Genomic DNA, 21906 nt, shown 5'->3' on the forward strand with positions numbered 1-21906 from the left:
GCGTGCGCTCCTACCGCCCGGCGTCTTGCCCCAAGGAAACGGCCCGCGCGAGCGGGCCGATATCGTCACACATAGCCGAGGCGGACATCGTCCGCCGTCGCGTCGGCGCTGCGTTCCGACGGGGTTCCATACCCGCCGCCGCCCGACGTTTCGAGGCGAATAATGTCGCCCCGCTTCAACGGGATATTGTTCACCTTCGAGCCGAGGCTCGTCCGCTCCCCGTCGCGCAGGAGGAAGAGGTGCCCCTCGCGCCCCGCCTCTCCGCCGGCAAGGCCATAGGGGCGGTGGCGAAAGCGCTCGCCGTTCGCGGAGAACACCGCCTCAGGGCTGTCGACCCGCCACTCGCGATAAAGGCCGAGCCCGCCGCGATACCGCCCCGCGCCGCCGGAGCCCGGCAGCAGCCCGTAAGAGACGATCGTGAGCGGCATCTCGGTCTCGATCATCTCGGCCGGAATGTTGGAGTTGTTGTGCATCCCGTAGGTGTAGGCGCTGAGCCCGTCCTGGTCGGCATGGGCGCCGCTGCCGCCCACCTCGATCTCGACGAGGACGGCGCGCTCGTCGTGCTCGCCGATGGTCTGGAAGGTGCACACATAACTGACGCCATAATAGGCGGCCGGCACGCGGTCCGGGATCGCCTGATGGAGCGCGCCGAGGATCGTCGTCGCGAGCCGGTGGGTGGTCGCGACGCGGTTCGCGACCGGCGCCGGATGGCGGGCCGAGACGACGAGCCCTTCCGGCGCGATGACGCGGAGCGGACGTCGGCATCCCGCGTTGGCGGGAATGTCGACATCGGAGACCGCGAGCATCGCGAAGGTGATCGCCGAGAGCGAGGAGGCGAGGGTCGCGTTGATCGGCCCCTTCGCTTGCGGCCCGCAGCCCGACAGGTCGATCGTCGCGGTGTCGCCGTCGATGGTGACGGCGGCGTGGATGCGGATCGGATCGGCGCTGATGCCGTCATCGTCGAGGAAATCCTCGAACGTGTAGCGCCCGTCGGGAATGCGCCCGAGCATCGCCCGCATCGCCCGCTCCGAGCCGTCGAGGATCTTGGCGCAGCCGCCGATAAAGGCCGATGGGCCGACGCGCGCCGCGAGGGCGCGAAGGTTCGCCTCGCCGACGCCGAGGGAGGCGAGCTGCGCCTTGAGATCGCCGGTCAGCATCTCCGGCCGGCGCACATTCTGCTTGATGATGGCGAACACATCCTCGTCGAGCCGGCCGGCCTTCACGAGCTTCAGCGGTGGGATGCGGATGCCTTCCTGGAAAATCTCCGTCGCGGTCGCCGAATAGGAGCCGGCCGCCATGCCGCCCATGTCGAGATGGTGGCAGAGCGTGCCGACGATCGCGACGCGCTCGCCGTCGACGAAGACCGGGCGGAAGGCGAGGATGTCGGGGATGTGCTGCCCGCCACAATAAGGGTCGTTGGTGATGACGACGTCGCCGTCTTCCCAGGTCTCGACCGGCAGGAAGTCCCGCAACACGGTGAGGAGGCCGCTGCCCATCGAGTTGAGGTGCTGCGGGATGCGGGCGGCCTGCGCGACATTCTCGCCGTCCTTGTCGAAGACGGCGGTCGAATAATCGAGGAGTTCGCGCACCACGGTCGAACGGCTCGTCCGCCAGACGGTGACGTCCATCTCCGCCGCCGTCGCGGTCAGCGCGTTGCGGAAGATTTCGAGGTCGACCGGATTGTCGATGTCGAGATTCATGCCTCAATCCTCCGGGCGATCAGTGTTCCTTGTGGTCCCGGCGCGCATTCCCAGTGCCGGGCGATGAAGGATGTCGTGTATTCCTCCTCGATGAGGGCGGGACCGTGGATTGCCGCCGTCACCGCGCCGCGGCGATAGACGGGAACGCTCTGCCACGCGCCCTCATGCCAGACATCACGCGCACCATCGGCGCCCGCTTCGGGGGCGATGTCATGGTGCGTCTCGATGTCGGGCAGGACGCCGATCGCGCTCAACCGGACCGCCACGATCTCCACCGCCGCATCGAGGTCGTTGTACGAAAAGCGCTGCGCGTGGAGGGCGTGGAAATCGGCGACGAGGCGTTCGAGGCTCGCCTCTTCCGCCGCCGCATCCGGCCACGGCACGACGAGCTCGAAGGCCTGGCCGCGATAGCGCACGTCCGCGGAGACGGCGAAGCGGCGCGCCTCGGGGGCGATGCCGTCGGCGTCCAAAGCGGTCGCGCCCTGTGCGATCAGCGCGTCGAGCATGTCGCCGAGAAGGGGGAGGGCGCCGACATCCGCCGCCATCACCTGCGAGCGGGCGAAGTCATGCACGATGTCGGAATGGAGAATACCGAACGCAGAAAAGGTGCTGGCGTCCGCCGGAAAGACGACCTCGCGGATGCCGAGCTCCTCGGCGACGCGCACGGCGTGCAAGCCCCCGGCGCCGCCAAAGGAGAGGAGGGAGAAGTCGCGCGGGTCGAGCCCCTTCTCGAAGAGGCTGAGGCGCGCGGCGGCGGACAGGTTCGATTCGGTGACGGCGACGATCCCCTCCGCCGCGGCCTCGCGGGAGAGGCCGAGCTTGTCGCCGACCTCGGTGCCGATCGCGGCGGCCGCGCCCTCTTTGTCGAGCGCCATCGCGCCGCCGAGGAAGAAAGCGGGGTCGAGCCGGCCCATCACGACATTGGCGTCGGTGACGGTCGGCAGCGTTCCGCCGCGCCGATAGCAGACGGGGCCGGGCTTGGAGCCGGCCGAACGCGGACCGACGCGCAGGCGGCCCGCATCATCGACCATGGCGATCGAGCCGCCGCCCGAGCCGACGGTGCGGATTTCGACCATCGGGAGGCGCACGGGATGATGGTCGATCTCGCCCTGTGTCACCGTGGTGAGGCGATCGCCGCTGACGACGCAGACGTCATAGCTCGTCCCGCCCATGTCGACGCCGATCAGGTTTTCGCGGCCGAGGGCGCGGGCGGTGCCCAGCGTTGCCATCGCCCCGCCGCTGGGGCCGGACAGGAGAAGCCGGGCCGGCTGCGATTTCGCGAGCTCGGCCGTGCACACGCCGCCATTCGACTGCACCAGGAGGAGGCGCGCGCCGAGGCCGGCCTCCGCCATCCGCGTCGCGAGTCGGTCGAGATAGCGGCCGACGATCGGCATCAAGAGCGTGTTGAGGACGGTGGTCGACAGGCGCTCATATTCGCGGATCTCGGGGCTCACCTCGCTGGAGAGCGAGATAAGAAGATCGGGCCGAAGGCGCCGCAGGATCTCCGCGACGCGCTCCTCATGAGCGGCATTGGCGTAGGCGTTGATGAAGGTGACGGCGACCGCCTCGGCCCCGAGCGCGTCGAGGCGGGGGAGCAGCGCCTCGACCTCCGCCGCGTCGAGCGCGGTCTCGGTCGTGCCGTCGGCCCGCATGCGCTCGGCGATGCCGATCACGCGATCGCGCGAGATGAGGGGCGGCTCCTGATGCGGGCGAAGGCTGTAGATCTCGCGGCGCTGGTGGCGGCCGATCTCGAGCGCGTCCTCGAAGCCCTTGGTGGTGAGGAGCACGCCCTTCGCGAGGCGCCGTTCGAGGACGGCATTCGTCGCGATCGTCGTGCCGTGGACGAGAAGGCGCACGTCGGACAGGGCGAAGCCGTAGCGTTCGGCGGCTTCGGTGATGCCGGTGACGAGGCCGATCGACGGGTCGTCCGGCGTCGTCGGCGTCTTCAGGCTGCGCAGGATTCCGCTGGTCTCGTCGAGCACCTGAAGATCGGTGAACGTGCCACCGATATCGATGCCGATGCGGATATGGGGGTCGTCTGGCACAGTGCCTCCAAAAGCGCCGGTAAGGCCGGCATCGGTTGTCCGGCGCCGTCGGGGGCGCCGTATGCTGTCATGGCGCAACGCGCGGAGCGGCGGAGGCGAGGGGAGCCCCTCGCCCTCGCACCGCTAGCGCGCCTGCGAGGGAAGCCAAAGGGCGACCTGCGGCCAGATCGTGAGGATCGCGATGGTGATCACGATCGCCGCGATGAACGGCGCCGCGCCGATGATCACGTCGTCGATCCGGCCGCGTTTGCGAAGGCCCTGGACCACGTAGAGATTGATGCCCACCGGCGGGGTGATCATCGCCAGCTCGAGGAGGAGCATGATGATGACGCCGAACCAGACCGGGTCGAAACCCGCCGCGATGACGACGGGCGTGATGATCGGCACGGTGGCCACCATCATCGACAGCGTCTCCATGAACATGCCGAGCACCAGATAGAAGAGCACGACCACCGCGAGGAGCTGGAGGTCGGTGAGCCCGAGCGAGGTGATCATCGAGTTGATGTGACCCGTGAGCCCGATCGCCGTGATCACGAAGTTCAGGAAGTAGGCCGCGAGGATGATCGCCATGATCATCGCCGTCGTTCGGATCGTCCCCTCGAAGGCGGTGAGGAGGACGCGGCCCGTGAGCTGGCGCTTCACCGCGGCGATCGCGAGGGCGGCGATCACGCCGAGGGCGGCCGATTCGGTCGCCGTCGCGAAGCCGGCATAGATCGAGCCGATGACGGCGAGAAAGATGATGATCGGCGGCAGGAGGTCCGGCAGGCAGCGGAAGCGCTGGCCCCAGGTGGCGAAGGTGCGGGTGCCACCCAGGCCGGGACGGATCAGGCAGAGCACGAGCACGGTGAGGCTGAAGAGGGCCGCGAGGAGGATGCCCGGAAGGAAGCCGGCGAGATAGAGGCGCGGGATCGAGGTCTCGGTGAGAACGCCATAGACGATCATGTTGATCGATGGCGGGATCAGGATGCCGAGTGTGCCGCCCGCGACGATGGTGCCGAGAAAGAGCCGCTCGGAATAGCCGCGTTTTTCCACCTCGTCGATGGCGACGGTGCCGATCGTCGCCGCCGTCGCGACGCTCGAGCCGGAGGTCGCCGCGAAGAGGGCGCAGGACGCGATATTGGCGTGCATCAGCCCGCCCGGCAGCCACGGCATCCACAGGACGAGTGCGGCGTACATCCGCTCGGCCATGCCCGTGCGCAACATGATTTCGCCGAGGAGCACGAAGAACGGCATCGCGACGAGGAGGAAGTTGTTGGAGGTGCTCCACACGACCTCACCCATCGCGAGGCTGAGGGGGAGAGGCGAATAGAGCGAGGACAGTGTGTAGCCGAGGACGCCGAGGACGGCGGCGACGGGAACGGCAAGCGCGAGGAGGCCGAGAAGGACGAGGATCGTGACGAGGAGCATCAGCGGCGCGCCTTTATGCGAATGTCGGCCACGCGCAATTCATCCTCGATCTCCTCCTGCGCGGAGCGCGTGGAGATGATGCGGGAGGCGGCGCCCGCCTCGCCCTTGAGGATGAGGCGCACCGCGACGGTGAGCAGCGTGATTCCGATGATGAGGAAGACGACGAGGCCGGCGAACCAGATGAGCTGCGGTATCGCGGTGGGCACTTGCAGCGCCGACTGGCCGCGCGAGCCCGATTGTATCGATTGCTCGAACACGCCGTAGCCATGCCAGGTGACGAGGGCGAAGAAGGCGAGGAAGAGCGCGATGCCGACAATGTCGAGTGTGAGGCGCAGGGCCTGCGGGAAGGTGCCGTAGAGGGAATCGATCCGGATGTGCGCCCGCTCGATGAGCGCCGCCCCGAGCCCCCAGGCCGAGGCGATCGCGAGGGCGTAGCCGGCCAGCTCGTCCGCGCCGCCGATCGACATCAGGAAGAATTTGCGCAGGACGACATCGACCCCGATGAGGAGCGCGGCAATGAGGATCAGCGCGCCTCCGAACCAACTGCTCCACCGCGCGAAGGCGCGTAGCGCGTTCATCGTTCCGTCCATGGGCGATCTCCCGTCGTCCGAATGAGGGGCGGCGTTCGCCGCGAGGCGCACGAACGTTGTTGCAAGAGGCCGTTTGCCGGGGGGGTCGGGCGGCGCCGCGCCGGTCGTGGCGTGGCGCCGCTCGGTGGCGTCAGGGGAGCGGGGCTTCGAGGTCGAGCTTGGCGCCGACCGTCTCGTTCCATTCCTTCACGCAATCGGCGCCGCAACGGGACGCCCAGCCGGCGAGGACGGCGCCTTCGACGAGCTCCTTGTGCATCTCGCTCTCCTCGTCCTTCACGGGGACGATGGTCGAGGTGGCGAGCTTGCCCATCGTGCACGGCTCTTGGCCGGTGTTGCAGTTGTCCGCCTCGCTGGTCGACGTCTTGATCGTCTCCCACATCTTGTCTTCGTAGGCGGCCGTCTGCTCGAGGAAGAATTCCTTCGTCGCGTCGTCGAACTTGTTCCAGGTGTTCAAGTTGACGGCGAGAACGTTGATGCTCCACCCGAGCGACATCGGGTAGATCGAGTCCGTGACTTCGTTCCACCCGGCGGTGTTGCCGGACAGGCTGCCCGTCACCGCGCAGTCGACGACGCCGTTATTGAGGGCGGGGACGACTTCGGCGAAGGCCATCGACACGGCGGTCGCGTCGAGACCGGCGAGGAAGTCGCGCATCGTGTTGTTGAAGACGCGCACCTTCTTGGCCTTCAGCCCGTTCAGCCCGTCGACGACCTCGCGGCACCAGAAGACCTGCGGGGTGTTGCCACCGATCGCGAGGAGCTTGGCGTTCCAGTCTTCCTGGAGGATGCGGTCGATCACGTCGCGATAGGCATCGCACGCGGCGCGCGCCTCGTCGGGCGTCAGGGTGAGGCCGGCGAGGTCGCAACCCTCGAAGCGGGGGTCGTCACCGGCCATCTTGGAGATGTCCATCCCGGCAAAGTCCATCACGCCGAGCTTCAACAGGCGCAGCATGGTCTTGTCGTCGATGCCCATCTGGTCGAGCGGGGTCACCTGGGCCGTGATCTTGCCGCCGGAGGCCTCCGGGATCGTCTCACTCCAGAACGGGACCTCGTCCACGATCGAAACCGGCGTGGCGCTGTTGAGGCCGATTGCCTTGAGTTGCAAGGTCGGCAGATCCTGCGCCGAAGCGCTGGAGATTAGTCCGAGGCTGGCGGCCGCCAGTGCAATGGTCATCTTGTTCATCCGACACCTCCGTGGTCCTGAGCCGCACCAAATATCCAATAGATATATTTCGTGCAGTCAAGCGTGGTTGTGGTCGAAAATGGCGGATTGCCTGGATGTTGGGCCGACTGCGCGCCGAACGGGCGGCCTCTGCCCGCAACTTGCGCGCGGTTGTGCGGCGCAACAGTCGCGCCGCATTCCGTCGGCCTCGGACCGCCGCCGACGAGGCGGGTCGGTGCAACCGCTTCAGAAACTTGAGGTTTTGGTCAAGATGGCCGGGGGCGGCATGTGTTCGCGCGTGCGGCATCGCCGGGCGGTCGGCCGGGTCCTTGATCGACTTCGCCGGGGTGGGACGAGCATTGCGGAGCGGCGCTCGGATTTTATCGAAGGCCGGTGGCCGGCCCTCCGGGGAATTGCCCCAGACGGCCCGCCGGGTCAGCCGCGCCGGGCGCCGAGAAGGGCCCAGGCGAAGGCCGCGAGCTGGGCGAGGAAGAGCGCGCCGAGGCCGAGCGGAAAGGCCGAGGTGTCGATCCGGCCGGTGGCTTCGCTCTGATAGAGACCGAAAAACACCCCGAGCCCATACTGGACCGCGAAGGTCGACAGGATCACGACCGTGTTCATGCAGCTATTGGAGCGCCCGACAAAGGCGACCGGCACCCCCCGCGCGACGAGCGCGTAGGAGAGCGTGACCGCGTTGTAGGTGAGCGCGAAGAGGATCCAGAAGGCGATCGAGAGGTCGCCCGACGACAGGAGGAGCCCCGCCTGGGCGAGGAGGAACAGGCCGGCGCTGCCGAGCACGACATGGCGAAGGTGCAGGCCGACCCGTTCGGCGACGAGGCTCGCCCAGCCGCCCGCGGCGGAGCCGGCGGTCAGCGCCACCGCCATCGCGGTCAGCGTCAGCGCCACGGCCTCGCGATCCTGAAGGCCGACATCGCGCAGCCAGGCCGACGCCCAAAGGCCCTGCATCGAGCTCCCGGTCGCGAAGGTGAGGGCGGTCAGGGGAAGATAACGGCCGAACGCCGGATTGCGGACCACGGTGGCGATGCCCGCGATCCGCTCGCCCCAGTTCACCGTGCTGCGCACGGGCGGATCGGGGACGACGCGGGCGATGGAACCGGCGAGGACGAGTGTCGCGGCGGCGATGATCGCAAAGAGGGTGCGCCAGTCCATCACCATGAGGGCAAGGTCGACGGGCGCGGTCGCCGCGAGGGTCCCGAGCCCACCGGCGGCGAGATAGAGGCCGTTCGCAAACGGCGCACGCTCCGGCGCGAGCCACAGAGCGGCGGCGTGGAAGGCAGCCATCAGGCAACCGCCGAGCCCGATGCCGATCAAGGCACGGGCGATCGACAGGATCGCGACGTCCTCGCCGATCGCGAAGAGGCCGATGCCGGCCGCCGCGATCACGAGGAGGCTCGCCTGCACGCGGCGGGGGCCGTAGGCGTCGAGGCAGAGGCCGATCGGCACCTGCATCAGGCCAAGGCCCAGAAAGTAGGTCGCGGTGAGGAGGCCCAGCGCAGAGGGGCCGAGGCCGAGATCGCGCTCGAGCACGGGCGCCAGGATCGCGTTCACCGACCGGAAGAACAGCGACAGGAAATAGGCGATGCCGAAGAGGGCGAGGACGGCGGCGAGCCGCCGTCCGACGAGGGCCCCGGTGACGGGAGGCGTCATCTCAATAGAGGCTGTTCGGCAAGAGGAGGGCGATGCCGGGCAAGAGGGTGAGGATCGCGACGCCGGACAGAAGGATCAGCCAGAAGGGCAGCGAGGCGCCCGCCGCCTGCAACAGCGTCACCCGGTTCCCGGTGATGCCGGACAGGACGTAAAGGTTCATGCCGACCGGCGGGGTGAGCATCCCGATCTCGATCAGGATGGTGATGACGACGCCGAGCCAGACCGGATCGTAGCCGACGCCGGTGAGGACGGGGAAGACGATCGGCAGCGTCATCAGCATCAAGGAGATGCCGTCGAAGAAGCAGCCGAGGATCAGATAGAAGATACTGACGGCGACGAGGACGGCGAGCGGGGAGAGGTTCATCGATTCGATCCAGCTGAGCACCTGGAGCGGCAGGCCGAGGATCGACATCGCCTGCGCGAGGATGAGTGCCCCCATCATCACGACGCCGATCGAGACGAAGACCTGCACCGAATCGATAAAGGCCGCCCAGAGCTTGCGCAGGGTGAGATCGCCCCACAGGAAGCCGAGAACGATCGACGCGCCGACGCCGAGACCCGCCGCCTCGGTCGGCGTCGCGAGGCCGAGATAGATCGTGCCGAGGACCGCGAACACCAGGAACCCGATCGGCCAGATCGGCAAGAGGATGCGCAGCGCCTTGCCGAGGCTCCAGTTCGGATCGTCATTGTCGGGCACGGTGCCTTTGCGGCGGGACAGGACGAGGCCGATATAGGCCATCATCATCGCCGCCAACATGATCCCCGGCAGGATGCCGGCGAGGAAAAGCTGACCGATCGAGACCTGCTGCGTCGCCCCGTAGATGAGGAGCGAGAGCGAGGGCGGGATGAGGAGGCCGAGGGTGCCGCCCGCCGCCAGCGTGCCGACGACGGCGCGCGGATCGTAGCCGCGTTTCTCAAGCTCGGGATAGGCGACCGAGCCGACCGCAGCGGCGGTCGAGGTCGAGGCGCCGGAGACCGCGCCGAAGAGGGTCGACACCGCGATATTGGTGTGCAGGAGCTGACCCGGAACGCGCGAGAAGAGCGGCGAGATTGCCGTATAGAGCCGGCCGGACACGCCGCTCACGAGCATGATCTCGCCCATGAAGATGAAGAGCGGCACGGCGCTCAGCGTGAAGTCGGTGAAGACGTTCCAGACCGCGGTGACGCCGAGATCGGCCGCCCCGCCGACGACGAAGTGCAGGATCGCAAGGCCCGTCATGGCGAGGCCGAGCCCGATCGGAATGCCCGTCAGCGCCGTGACGATGAAACCGGCGAGGATGATCAACCAAACCATGATCCTACTCCGCCCCGCGGTGCGCGTGTTCGGCGATCGTGTGCGCGCCGCCCGGCTCGATGATCCGCAACGCGGCGGCAAGGCCCGACAGGAGGCACGAGACCGGCAAAACGGCCGTCCACGGCCACAGGATGAGGCGGCTTCCGGCGCTGCGGGCGTCGAGGGCCAAGGTGGTCTCCAGATATTCGAGTGTGAGGGTGCCGAACCAGATGCAGAAGACGAGGATCAGCGCGTAGGCGATGCGGTCGAGATTGCGCCGCGCCGCGCCCTTCAACAGGTCCGGGACGATCGTCACCGAGATGTGTGCGCGACGCATCGTGCAGACCGGCAGGCCGACGAAGATCATCGCGGTAAAGAGAAGGCCGACCAACTCCTCGGTGAAGGCGAAGGGAGAGCCGACGAGATAGCGCATGATGGCGGAGAGCATCACGAAGCCCGCCATCAGAATGGCAAGAATAGCCGCAAGACCTGCAAAGATCGCGGCCAATCGATCGGCCCAGCGTAAAACACCCGTCATCACCGACTCACTTCTCCTCGATGCACTTGGTCAAAAAGAAAAGGCCGGCGGCAGGATCAACCGCCGCCGGCGCAGGAATTATTTATTGATGGCGTTCGAGATGGTCTCGTAATTCGCCTGCGCAGCCTCGCCGCCACCGTCGGCGAGTTCCTTCCAGGTCTCGCGGGCGGCGTCGACGAAGGCCTGCTGATCGGCCTCGGGGAAGGGGTCGAGCAGCGTTCCGCCGTCGGCCTCGAAGACCTCGAGGGCCTTCTTGTCGTTGACGCCGCTGAGATAGGCCTCGAACGATTCCGCCTCCGCCTTCTTGGCCGCGTCCCGCACGATCTCCTGCGTCTCGGGCGGCAGCGCGTCGAACGCCGTCTTCGAGGCGAGGATGTTCAGCGGGTGGAGGACATAGGGGAAGAGGTAGCTCGCATAAGGCGCCACTTCCTGGAGCGACACCGTCACGGCGAGGCCGATCGGGTAGACCGCGCAGTCGACGACACCCGTCTGCATCGCGACATAGAGGTCGTTCTGACCGACGATCTGCGCCGAGACGCCGAGCTTCTTGAACACGTCGACGTGGAATTGCTCCCACACGCGGACCTTCTTGCCGCGCAGCTCGTCGAGCGTGTTCACCGGCTCCTTGCACATGATGTGCGTGTCGCGCACCGCATGACCGACGAAGCCGAGAAGCTCGATGCCCGCCTCGTCATAGGTCTCGCCGTAGATCTCGGAGAGCTCCGGCAGGATCTCCTGCAGCATCTCCGGCTGGGAGACGACGCCGGGCGGCAAGGTGAAGGCGTATTGCGGCTTGTCGCGGGTGAGGTAGCCCGGATAGAGGCCGGCGGCCTGGATGATGTTGCCGCGCGGCAGGAAGCGGAGCATGTCCGCGTCCTTCACGCCGAGGCTACCGCTCGGAAAGAGCTGGATCTGAAGCGCGTCGCCGGCGTTCTCGTTCACCGTGTCGACGAAGGTCTGATAGGCCTGCGCCTCGGGACGCGCGGGAACCCAGACGATGTGCATCTTCCAATTGGCGTCCGCCGCGGATGCAGGGGCCGTGTCGGCCATCAGGCCGAACGCCGCTGTGCCGGCGACGATCGCCGTTGCGGCGGCACGGGTCAGTGCCTTGTGGTGCCGTCTCATTTCAGCTCCTTCCTTATGGTGTCAGTTCGCTCGCAACCCCCGGCCGATTGTTATCGGTCCGTGAGGCCGTACACCTTGCGCGCCTCCTCGGGGGAGACCTTGCCGTTGGCCCGGTCCGCCTCGATCGCCTCGCGCCGACGCTCCGCCGGAGCGCCGAACCCGCCGCCGCCCGCCGTCTCGATCACCACGCGGTCTCCCGGAAAGAGCCGCGTCACCAGCTTGGACGGGATCACCTCGTCTTCCCCGCTGGCGCGGTGGATGACGCTGCGGGCCATCATGCCGGATTCGCCCCCTTCCGCGCCCGCCGGGGCACAGAAGTGCCGCTCGCCGCGGTGGGTGAAGACGACCTCGCCCTCGAGCACTTCGTATTCACGATAGATGCCGAGACCGCCGCGCTGACGCCCGGCGCCGCCCGAATCGCGGCGCAGGCGCGTCGCGTTGATGCGGATCGGGGCATCCCGCTCGAAGGATTCGACGGGGAGATTCATGCAGTTGGTGGCGTCGGTCTCGATCACGTCGACGCCGTCGCTGTTCGGACCCGCGCCGCTGCCGCCGGCGATCAGCTCGCCGACCACATAACGCCGTCCGTTGGGGCGCATCCCGCCGAACATCAGAGCGAGCATCTCGCCCGCAGCGTCGGCGCCGACCACCTCGGGTCGCACTTCCCGCAGCGCGCCGAGGATGGCGCCCGTCGCCCGCTTGATCGTCGCGGTGCGCGAGTTGACCGGGGCGGGCTCGACCGGGTTGAGGATGCTGCCCTTCGGAAGGTTGAGCTCCACCGCGCGGAAACAGCCGCCATTCGTCGGAATGTGCGCGCCGGTGATGGTGCGCAGCGCATAATAGGCCGCGGCCTGCGAGCCGGACGGCACGACGTTGAAGGGGCCGCGCACCTGCGCGTTGGTGCCGGTGAAATCGCACGAGAAGGTGCCGTCTTTGATGGTCACGGCGACTTCGATGCGGATCCGCTTGTCGAGCTCGATGCCGTCATTGTCGTTGAAATCGACATAACGGTAGGTGCCCTCGGGGATCTGGGTGAGGGCCTCGCGGGTCATCTGCTCGGAGCGGTCGAGAAGGTCGGCGAAGATCGCCGTCATCATGTTGCGGCCATAGGTCTTGGCGACCTCGGCGACGCGCTGCGCGCCGACCGTGCAGGCGGACACCTGGGCGTGGATGTCGCCCATGAAGGTGTCCGGGATGCGGCTGTTGAGGCGCAGGATCTTGATGACGGTTTCGTCGAACTTGTCCGGCCCGTCGCGGAATTTCAGCGGCGGGAGGCGCAGCCCCTCCTGATAGATCTCGGTCGCGTTGGTCGGGATCGAGCCCGGCGCCATGCCGCCGACATCCTGGTGGTGGGTCATCGTCGCGGCGAAGGCGATGGGCCGACCGTCGGCGAAGATCGGCATCACGAGGGCGATGTCGGGAAGGTGGGTGCCCCCGAGATAGGGGTCGTTCATCAGATAGATGTCGCCCTCCTTCATGGTGGAGGGCGGGAACTCGGTCGAGATCCGCTTCACGACGGGGATCATCGTCGCGAGGTGGATCGGGATCGCGACCGCCTGGGCGAGCGATTCACCTTCGAGGGTGAAGAGGCTCGCGGACGCGTCGAGGCCCTCGCGCACGATCGGCGAGAAGGACGAGCGCAGCAGCGTCGATTCCATCTCGTTGGCGATGCCGTCGAGCTTGTTGCGCACCACCTCGACGGTGATCGGGTCGAGCTTCGTCTCCTGGGTCATTACGCCTTCGCTCCTTCGCGAACGAGAAGGATCGTGCCGCCGTCCAGAACGTCGATATTCCAGCCGGGCGGGACGAGGGTTGTGGTGTCGGCCTGCTCGATGATCGCGGGGCCGGGCAGCGTCTGGCCGGGCGCGAGCTTTTCGCGGTCGTAGATCGTGGCGTTCACACGGCCTTCGTGGCCGGCGACGATGATGTCACGCGTGCCCTTCGCAGCGTCCGACACCGCGACGGCCTCTTCCTTGTCGATGATGATCTCGCCGCCGGCGCGATGGATGGCGCGCACGTTGACGATCGCCGTCGGGGCCTCGGTCGCGTGACCGAACACGCGGCGATGGGCGGCCTGGAAGCCGGCGTGCAGCGTCTCGCCGACACCCTTTTCGGGGGTGAAGGGCACTTCGAGATAATGCGACTGGCCGACATAGCAGACGTCGGCGAAATACTGGATCTCGACGTCCTCGGGGGCGACGCCTTCCTTGTCCATCAGGACGGCGCAGCGGGCGTCGAGGCCCTTCAGCGCCTCGCCGAGCTCGGCAAGATCGAGGGCGGAGACCTCGCGGTTGAAGGCGACGGACATCTCGTGCTCCGTCACGGCTGACAGGAGGCCGGTCGCCGAAAGGACGCCCGGATGGCGCGCCACGATGATGCGGTTGATGCCGAGCTCGTTGGCGAGCGCCGCGGCGTGGATGCCGCCGGCCCCGCCGAGCGGGAGGAGGGCGAACTCGCGCGGATCGTACCCCTGACGGATCGAAACGAGGCGGATCCCCTCGGTCATCTGCGTGTTGACCACACGGTGAATGCCGAGCGCGGCCTCTTCGACCGACATGCCGAGCGGCTTGGCGACCTTCTCCTCGACCGCCTTGAAGGCGAGCTCGGGCTGAAGCTTCAGCGTGCCGCCTGCGAAATAATCGGGATCGAGATAGCCGAGCACGATCGAGGCGTCCGTCACGGTCGCCTCCTCGCCGCCACGGGCATAACAGGCGGGACCGGGCTCGGAGCCGGCCGAATGCGGTCCGACGCGCAGACCGCCCGAGGGGTCGATCCAGGCGATGCTGCCGCCGCCGGAGCCGATGGCGTTCACGTCGACCATCGGGACGCGGATATTGTAGCCCGCGACATAACCTTCGGGGCGGATGAGCGGCTTGCCTTCGCGGATCAACGCGATGTCCGAGCTCGTCCCACCGATATCGACGCTGATGAGGTCGCCGATGCCGGCGGCGCTGCCCACCATCTGCGCCCCGACCACGCCGGCCGCGGGACCGGAAAGGAAGAGCCGCACCGGCCGCTGGCGCACGATCTCGCTGGAGGCGATGCCGCCGCGCGACTGCATGATCTGAAGCGGGCAGGGAACGCCGGCCTGTTCGAGCCCCGCTTCGAGATTGGCGAGATACTTGTCGATGACGGGCTTGATATAGGCGTCGAATGTCGTGACGACGGTGCGCTCATATTCGCGGAAGGCCGGATCGACCTCGCAGGAGAGCGACAGGGCGATGCCCGGATGCGCCTCGCGGATGATCTCCGCGGCGCGCCGCTCGTGATCGGGGTTCACGAAGGAGAACAGGAAGCAGATCGCGATCCCCTCGACGCCCTCGGCGGCGAGCGCGTCGGCGGCGCGGCGCACGGAGGCCTCGTCGAGCGGGCGCACGACCGACCCGTCATGCGCGACTCGCTCGCCGATCTCGTGGCGGTAGGCGCCTTCGGCGAGATAGCCGGGCACTTCCGGTTCGAGGACCGCCGCATACATCGTCTGCCGCATCTGGCGGCCGATCTCGAGGATGTCCTTGAAGCCCTCGGTGGTCAGGAGGCCGGTCTTCGGCCCCTTGCGCTCAAGGACGGCGTTCGTCGCGACCGTGGTGCCGTGCACGAAGCGGGCGATGTCCGCGGGCGAGAGGCCGGCCGTCTCCTTGAGGTCGTTGACGGCGGTCAGCACCGCCCGGCTCGGATCGGCCCGCGTGGTCGCCACCTTCATGACGCGCAGCGGCTGATCGGGTGTGCGGCAGACGACGTCGGTGAACGTGCCACCGATATCAACGCCAATTTCGATCTTACTCGGCATGGTTCCCTATCGTTCAATTCGGTCGCGAAACTGGTAGTATTTCGCCATGATCCGCATCCCGGTGCGGCGGAAGGCGTGGAAGGGGACGGGCGTGAAACCCTGATCCCCCATCGGATCGGACGGAATGGGTTCGCCGAGCGCCATCTTGGCGAGGCGGCTGCCCATCAGGCTCGTGAGGGCGACACCGCGCCCGCCATATCCGATCGCGTAGAAGAGGTTGTCGTCGAGCGCGCCGGCGTGCGGAAAGCCGTCGAGCGTGACGGCGACGAAACCGGACCAGCGCTCCTGGATGTCGATCCCGGCAAGATGCGGGAAGGTCGTCGCGAGGTGGCCCTCGATCATCTTGTAGGCGTCCGGGTCGTCACGGCGGCCCGTGATATCGCCGCGGCCGCCGAAAACGAGCTGCCCGTTCGGCAGCATCCGGAAATAATTGACGAGCCGGCGCGTGTCCGTGACGGGCAGGAGGCTCGGCAGCGTTTTTCTACTCTCGTTCAAATCGAGAGGACGTGTCGCGACAACCGAAGAGGATACCGGAACGATGCGCCGGTGGAGCGTCCCCGCGCCGCGTAAAGGGAGCGAATAACCGTTGGTTGCGATAACGATGCACCGCGCGCGGATACGGCCTTTATTCGTTTCAGCAATCCAACGATCGCCATCGCGCTGGAGCCGGGTGACGGACGTTCCGACACTGATCGGCACGCCCCGATCGGCCAGGCCCGAGGCGAGCCCGCGGGTATAGTCGTAAGGGTGCAGACAGCCGCCCCGGCCGTCGACATAGGCGCCGAAATAGACCTCGGTTCCGAGCGCCTCGGCGGTCGCCTTGCGGTCGAGGATGTGGGCGCCATCGTCCTCGGCATGGGCCTTCAGAAAGGCGACGTCGGCCTCGATTCCTTCCAGCGCACCTGGGCTGTGGGCCGGCGTGACGTGGCCGTTTCGCTGATAGGAGCAGTCGATTTTGAACGTCTCGACCGTCTGTGCGATCGCGTCCGTCGCGCCGACGACCTCGCGGAAGAGATGGACGGCCATCGCATTGCCGAAGGTCTTTGCGAGCGTGCTGTAATTCGCCTTGTAGCGTGGCACCGCGAAGCCGCCGCTGCGCCCGCTCGCTCCGAACGCGACGTCCTTGCCGTCCACCACCAGGCACTCCGCGCCCTTGGCGAGGAGGTCGCGGGCGGTCGACAATCCGGTGAACCCCGCGCCGATGATCAGCGTGTCGGTGTCACGGTCGCCGTCGAGGTTCGGAAAGGTCCGTTGCGCTACGGATGTAGCACGCCAGGCCGACCGGGGATGGGGAGGCATTGGCACCAAATGACCGTCTCGATTTGAATGACAGTCGAACCCTATGCGTCGTTTTTTTGACTTTCAATCAAAAAAATCCTTGTCATCGAGGGCAACCATTGCCAAACGAAGCTAGGGAGATTCCCGGATATGAGACGTATTGATGGCGGCCAACGGAGCTAGACCCGACGAGGCGGTCGGACGAAGCGTTCGCTTCTACCGAAAACGTCGAGGTCTGAATTTGGAACAGGCCGCTGAGTTGACCGGCCTTTCGGTCAGCATGATCAGCAAGATCGAGCGGGGGCTGACATCACCTTCGGTTCGCTCGCTCTATGCGTTGAGCAGCGCCTTCAATATTCCGGTCGGAACGTTGTTCTCCGAGCAAGACGAGGACGCATCGGCGGAAGACGGGCTCGTCGTGCGCAAGGATGCCAGACGCAAGCTCGATTTCGGCGAGAAGCGGCTCGTCAAGGAGCTCCTGACGCCGCAACCGATCGGCACGCTCGAGCTCCTGATGATCGTGCTCGCCCCCGGCGGTTCGACCGGCGAGGACGTCTTTTCCCATGACGGGGAGGAGGGCGGCCTCGTCCTCTCCGGCCGGTTGGAGCTGTGGGTCGACGAAACCCGCTTGCTCCTCAATCCGGGCGACAGCTTCACCTTCCAGAGCCAGCGTCAGCACCGCTTCCGCAATGCCGCCGAGGAAGAAACCCGCGTCCTCTGGATCAACACCCCGCCGATCTACTGAGAGCCCGGCGGCTCAGGCCGCTGCGCGCGCGTCCGTTATCGCGCGCCACACGCGCTCGGGCGTCGCCGGCATCTCGATCGTCGCGACGCCGAGCGGGGACAGCGCGTCGAGGAGCGCGGCGATGATCGTCGGCGGGGCCGAGATACACCCGGCCTGACCTGCGCCCTTGACGCCAAGCGCGTTCGCCGCCGTGGGCGTTCCATGGAATGTGATCTCGAAGGCCGGCAGATCGTCGGCGCGCGGCAGGGTGTAGTCCATCAGCGAGCCCGACAGGAGCTGCCCGCCGTCCTCGTAGACGATCGCTTCGGCGAGCGCCTGCCCGATCCCTTGCGCGAGGCCGCCGGCGACCTGCCCCTCGGTCAGTGTCCGATTGAGGACCGTCCCATAATCGTCGACCGCGATATAGCGGCGGATGAGGACCGCGCCGGTCTCCGGGTCGACCTCCACCTCGGCGATATGGCAGCCGCCGGGAAAGGTGAAGGGCGCATCGGTGCGGTGGATCAACGTATCGAGCGGGGTCTCGCCGCCGAAAGCCCCGTCCGCCGCCGCCCGCGCCACCTCGTCGAGCCCGACGGAGCGGCCGTCCTCCGGCACGGTGAAGCGGCCGGCTTCATAACCGAGCCGCCCCGGTTCGGTCTGGAGGAGGCGGGCGGCGATCGGCCGCGCCCGGTCCAGCATCTGATCGAGCGCGGTCGCGAGCGTGCCGGCGCCCATGTGCATCGAGCGCGCGCCGCCATGGCCGAAGCCGATCCGGGTCTTGCGGGTGTCCGCCTGGACATAGCGGAAGCGGTCGCGGGGGAGGCCGAGCCGCTGCGCGGCAATGTCGGTGAAGGTCGTTTCGTGCCCTTGGCCGTTGGATTCAGTGCCGGTCACGAGCTCGATCTGGCCATCCTCGGCAAAGCGCACGCCGGCTTCCTCTTGCGGCGTGCCGCGGGCGCTCTCCAGAAAACAGGCGACGCCGAGGCCGAGGCGCCGGCCACGCGACTGCGCCTCGGTCCGGCGGCCGGCGAAGCCGTCGCGGTCGGCAAGGCGCGCGGCGAGTTCGATCGCCTCGCGATAGCGCCCGCTATCGAGCTCGGCGCCGAGCGCCTTCCGATGCGGAAACCGGTCGACCACATTGGCGAGGCGAAGGGCGACCGGGTCGAACCCACATCGACGCGCGGCGGCGTCGATCAGGCGTTCGAGGACATAATTCGCCTCGGGCTTGCCCGCACCGCGATAGGCATCGACCGGGCAGGTGTTCGTGAAGACCCCGCGCGAGCGCATCGCCATCGCCGGGATGTCGTAAATTCCGCCGAGCGCGGTGGACATCGCCGCCGTCGACGCACCGGGACCGACGGTCGAGGCGTAGGCGCCGAGTTCGGCGATCGTGTCGACTTCAAGAGCGAGAAACGTGCCGTCCGCATCGAGCGCGAGGCGGCCATGATAGCGCATCGCGCGGCCATGGACCGCGCCCATCAAGTCCTCCGAGGGCGAGGAGACCCAGCGCACGGTGCGCCCCGTCCGCCGCGCCGCCCATAGGACGAGAACGTGCTCGGGATAGGGGAAATTCTTCAGCCCGAAGCCGCCCCCGACATCGCGCGCCGCCACCGTGATGGCATCCTTGTCGAGATGGAACACGTCGCCGGCGAGGGCGTCGCGGATCCCGTGCACGCCCTGTCCGCTGACCTCGAGGACGAGCGTTCCCGTCGCCGGGTCGAGGTCGCCGATCGCGGCGCGCGGCTCCATCGGCATCGCGCTGACACGGTTGTTGACGAGATCGAGCTCGACGATGTGGGCGGCGTTCGCGAAGGCAGCATCGGTCGCCGCCCGGTCGCCCTTCTCGAAGGTGACGGCGAGGTTGGCGGGAGCCTCGTCCCAGATTGGCGGCGCGGCGAGCGCCTCGGCGGCGCCCACGATCGCGGGGCGCTCGTCATAGTCGACGGCGACCAGCTCCGCGGCGTCCTCGGCGGCGGCGCGCGTCTCGGCGACGACGAAGGCGACGGGTTCGCCGACATATCGCACGCGCCCACGGGCGAGGGCATAGCGCGGCGGAACGGTGAGCGCGGAAGCCGGCTCGAAGGCGACACTGCAGGGCAGCGTGCCGAGCCCGTCCCGGGCGAGATCGGTCTCGGTGAAGACGCCGGCGACGCCCGGCATCGCCGCCGCCGCGGCGGTGTCGATCGCCACGATGTCGGCATGCGCGTGGGGCGAGCGGACGACGACGAGATGAAGCGCGCCGAACGGGTCGCGATCGGCCGTATAACGGCCCGCTCCGGTGACGAAGCGCAGATCCTCGATCCGCCCTCCGGCTGCGCTGTCGGTCTCGCTCATCGGGTCACTCTGCCGGGATCAATCGTCGATCGGTGAAGGCGGCCGGAGAGGGCTCCGCCGCTGCTCCAGACGGTGGCATGTTCTCTGAAGAGAAGCCACCGATCGGAACACTTGGTCGAGGGCGGCGATCGGGTGGGGAACTTGTTAGCGGATTGAAACGGTTCAATCGTTCAACGATCGGGTTCCGAACAGACGGGCGAGGTCGTCCCCGCCCGCCGATCGGCCGACCTGGAACGGTCTCGTGCCGAGCGTGGGCCTCACGGTGGCGCGAGGCCGCGCCCGCTTACGAATCGGCCTTCGTGTGGTCGTGGTCGTGGTCGTCGCCGTGCTCGCTCTCTTCGACCTCGACTTCGATCGTCACGGTGCCGGCCCTCTCGAAGGTCAGCGCCATGTCGAAATGCTGGCCGTGCTTGAAGGTGGACTGCACGCTGTCGAGCTCGATCCAGACGGATCCGGGCTGCATCGTCAGCGATTGGCCGGGCTGCACGGTGATCGAGGTCAGCGTGTTGGTCACGAGCGAGCCGGACGCGTCGATCACCTGGGCTTCAAAAGCCACCTCGTCCGCGAACGACACGGACGCGCCGATCAGCTTGTCAGCGGTGTCGCCCGTGTTGTGGACCGTGACGTAGACGCGCATCGCGTGCGCCATCTCGGCATTTTCGAAGGTGTAGGCGTGGCTGACGGCGATATCGCCGGCGCGGAACTGTTCGCCGGCATGGTGTGCGATGGCCGCCGTCGACAGTGCGGCGGTCGCGAACATCGCCAAAAGCATGTTCTTCATGAAAGTCTCCTTTGGGGCCCTCCGCCCCGTTGCATGGTCGTCATCGTCGTCGGCCGGTCTCCTGGCTTGCCCATCGACATGCTCGTCGGACCTTCCCAGGACGGATGTCCCAGTGGTGAATTTCGACGAACGCTCCAGGCGTACAGTTGCGGGGGCAGCTCCGGATTCGAGCGCGAGGCTCTCGACCGGATTCCCATGGCGTCACCGAAGCGACGCCGAGCCGACGGATGGAGGATTGCAAATCGCACGCGGCCTGCCAAGCCGTGTGACGGCGCGCAGCGGAGAGACGGGCGCGGAGCCGTGCCGCGCCCGCGATGTGATCAACCGAGCTGATAACCCGGCGTGGAACGGGAGATCGCGGTCTCCTCCTCGTTCATGTCGGCGCCGAAGGGCTCGAAAAGCGGCGTCGACAGGTAACGCTCGCCGGTGTCGGGCAGCATGGCGAGGATGACCGATCCGGGCTTGGCCGACTTTGCAACCTCCATCGCGACGGCGAAGGTCGAGCCGCCCGAGACGCCCGTCATGATGCCTTCCTTGGCCGCGAGCTCGCGGGCCCATTTCATGCCCTCGGGCCCGGCGATCGGGATGAGGTCGTCATAATAGGCCTTGTCGATCGCCTCTTGCAGGACGGCGGGGATGAAGTCGGGCGTCCAGCCTTGGATCGGATGCGGCTCGAAGGCGGGATGGCTGACGCTCGGCCCGCCGTCCTCGCTCCGCTCCTGCTTGATCCCGGAGCCGACGAGCTGCGCGTTCGCGGGCTCCGACAGGATGATCTTCACCTCGGGACGCGCCGCACGCAGGACCCGGCCGACACCCGCCACCGTTCCGCCGGTGCCGTAACCGGTGACGAAATAATCGAGCCGTGCGCCGTCGAAATCGGCGAGGATCTCGCGCGCGGTGGTGTTGGCGTGGATCTCGGCGTTGGCCTCGGTCTCGAACTGGTGGGCGAGGAACCAGCCGTTCTGCTCGGCGAGCTCCTTCGCCTTCATGTACATGCCGAAACCCTTTTCGGCGCGCGGTGTCAGGACGACCTTGGCGCCGAGATAGCGCATGAGCTGCCGCCGCTCGACGGAGAAGCTGTCGGCCATGGTGACGACGAGCGGATAACCCTTCGCCGCGCACACCATCGCAAGGCCGATCCCGGTGTTGCCGCTCGTCGCCTCGACGACGGTTTGGCCGGGCGACAGCAGGCCGCGCCGCTCCGCGTCCTCGATGATGCCGACCGCGAGGCGATCCTTCACCGACGCCGCCGGGTTGAAGAACTCGGCCTTCACATAGATGTCGACCCCCTCCGGCGCGAGGCGGTTCACCTTGACGACCGGCGTATCACCCACGGTCTCGACGATGCTGTCATACACGCGGCCGCGACCGTCCGTGTGTCGGACACCGGTGCCGGCGTTTTGCTGGTCTTGCATCGCAGCATTCCTTTCGGCGTTTCTGGTTTGCGCCCCCGGCGGATCGGCTTTCCTCCTCCACCTGGCGGACAACCTTACCATT

General features: G+C 67.4%; 16 protein-coding genes and 1 riboswitch. Of the genes, 1 reads left to right on the forward strand and 15 read right to left on the reverse strand.

What is annotated here, in order from left to right:
* Window positions 1-65: 65 nt before the first annotated feature.
* The 12 genes from L1787_RS07475 to L1787_RS07530 form a co-directional block, all read right to left on the reverse strand.
* The gene (locus L1787_RS07475) at window positions 66-1700 is read right to left on the reverse strand and encodes a hydantoinase B/oxoprolinase family protein (protein ID WP_235708068.1); all 1635 of its coding nucleotides are present in this window, start codon (window positions 1698-1700) and stop codon (window positions 66-68) included.
* Window positions 1697-3745, reverse strand: a complete 2049-nt coding sequence (locus L1787_RS07480; RefSeq protein ID WP_235708069.1) for a hydantoinase/oxoprolinase family protein — start codon at window positions 3743-3745, stop codon at window positions 1697-1699. The genes L1787_RS07475 and L1787_RS07480 overlap by 4 nt, the downstream gene beginning before the upstream one ends.
* A gap of 123 nt (window positions 3746-3868) precedes the next feature.
* On the reverse strand, window positions 3869-5152 hold the full coding sequence (locus L1787_RS07485; protein ID WP_235708070.1) for a TRAP transporter large permease: 1284 nt from the start codon (window positions 5150-5152) through the stop codon (window positions 3869-3871).
* Window positions 5152-5742, reverse strand: a complete 591-nt coding sequence (locus L1787_RS07490) for a TRAP transporter small permease subunit (RefSeq protein WP_235708071.1) — start codon at window positions 5740-5742, stop codon at window positions 5152-5154. The genes L1787_RS07485 and L1787_RS07490 overlap by 1 nt, the downstream gene beginning before the upstream one ends.
* 130 nt (window positions 5743-5872) lie before the next feature.
* Window positions 5873-6922, reverse strand: a complete 1050-nt coding sequence (locus L1787_RS07495; protein WP_235708072.1) for a TRAP transporter substrate-binding protein — start codon at window positions 6920-6922, stop codon at window positions 5873-5875.
* Between the two features lie 414 nt (window positions 6923-7336).
* Window positions 7337-8569 (reverse strand): MFS transporter, encoded by a 1233-nt coding sequence (locus L1787_RS07500; RefSeq protein WP_235708073.1) that lies wholly within the window; start codon window positions 8567-8569, stop codon window positions 7337-7339.
* A 1-nt stretch (window position 8570) separates the two neighbouring features.
* Window positions 8571-9863 carry a TRAP transporter large permease gene (locus L1787_RS07505; RefSeq protein ID WP_235708074.1) on the reverse strand — a complete coding sequence of 431 codons (1293 nt, stop codon included), beginning with the start codon at window positions 9861-9863 and terminating at the stop codon, window positions 8571-8573.
* A 4-nt stretch (window positions 9864-9867) separates the two neighbouring features.
* Window positions 9868-10380, reverse strand: coding sequence for a TRAP transporter small permease (locus L1787_RS07510; RefSeq protein WP_235708075.1), 513 nt, complete (start codon window positions 10378-10380; stop codon window positions 9868-9870).
* Between the two features lie 78 nt (window positions 10381-10458).
* Complete coding sequence (locus L1787_RS07515) at window positions 10459-11505, reverse strand: TRAP transporter substrate-binding protein (protein ID WP_235708076.1); 1047 nt, start codon at window positions 11503-11505, stop codon at window positions 10459-10461.
* Window positions 11506-11555: 50 nt separating this feature from the next.
* Complete coding sequence (locus tag L1787_RS07520) at window positions 11556-13238, reverse strand: hydantoinase B/oxoprolinase family protein (protein WP_235708077.1); 1683 nt, start codon at window positions 13236-13238, stop codon at window positions 11556-11558.
* The gene (locus L1787_RS07525; protein WP_235708078.1) at window positions 13238-15292 is read right to left on the reverse strand and encodes a hydantoinase/oxoprolinase family protein; all 2055 of its coding nucleotides are present in this window, start codon (window positions 15290-15292) and stop codon (window positions 13238-13240) included. The genes L1787_RS07520 and L1787_RS07525 overlap by 1 nt, the downstream gene beginning before the upstream one ends.
* Window positions 15293-15298: 6 nt before the next feature.
* The gene (locus tag L1787_RS07530) at window positions 15299-16591 is read right to left on the reverse strand and encodes an NAD(P)/FAD-dependent oxidoreductase (protein WP_235708079.1); all 1293 of its coding nucleotides are present in this window, start codon (window positions 16589-16591) and stop codon (window positions 15299-15301) included.
* A gap of 142 nt (window positions 16592-16733) precedes the next feature.
* Here L1787_RS07530 and L1787_RS07535 point away from each other — a divergent pair, with 142 nt between their 5' ends.
* A complete protein-coding gene (locus tag L1787_RS07535; RefSeq protein WP_255720344.1) occupies window positions 16734-17315 on the forward strand; it encodes a cupin domain-containing protein in 582 nt (193 codons plus the stop codon).
* 12 nt (window positions 17316-17327) lie between these two features.
* Here the strand turns inward: L1787_RS07535 and L1787_RS07540 are convergent, their stop codons facing one another.
* The 3 genes from L1787_RS07540 to cysK all read right to left on the reverse strand — a co-directional run bounded on the left by L1787_RS07540 (window position 17328) and on the right by cysK (window position 21824).
* A complete protein-coding gene (locus tag L1787_RS07540) occupies window positions 17328-19628 on the reverse strand; it encodes a xanthine dehydrogenase family protein molybdopterin-binding subunit (RefSeq protein WP_235708081.1) in 2301 nt (766 codons plus the stop codon).
* Window positions 19629-19911: 283 nt separating this feature from the next.
* Entirely contained in the window at window positions 19912-20409 is a 498-nt protein-coding gene (locus L1787_RS07545; RefSeq protein ID WP_235708082.1) for a copper chaperone PCu(A)C, read from the reverse strand.
* A 34-nt stretch (window positions 20410-20443) separates the two neighbouring features.
* Window positions 20444-20649: riboswitch (cobalamin riboswitch) on the reverse strand.
* An 80-nt stretch (window positions 20650-20729) separates the two neighbouring features.
* Window positions 20730-21824, reverse strand: a complete 1095-nt coding sequence (cysK, locus tag L1787_RS07550) for a cysteine synthase A (protein ID WP_235708083.1) — start codon at window positions 21822-21824, stop codon at window positions 20730-20732.
* Window positions 21825-21906: the final 82 nt, after the last annotated feature.

Source organism: Acuticoccus kalidii, assembly GCF_021556395.1.
GTDB classification, from domain to species: domain Bacteria; phylum Pseudomonadota; class Alphaproteobacteria; order Rhizobiales; family Amorphaceae; genus Acuticoccus; species Acuticoccus kalidii.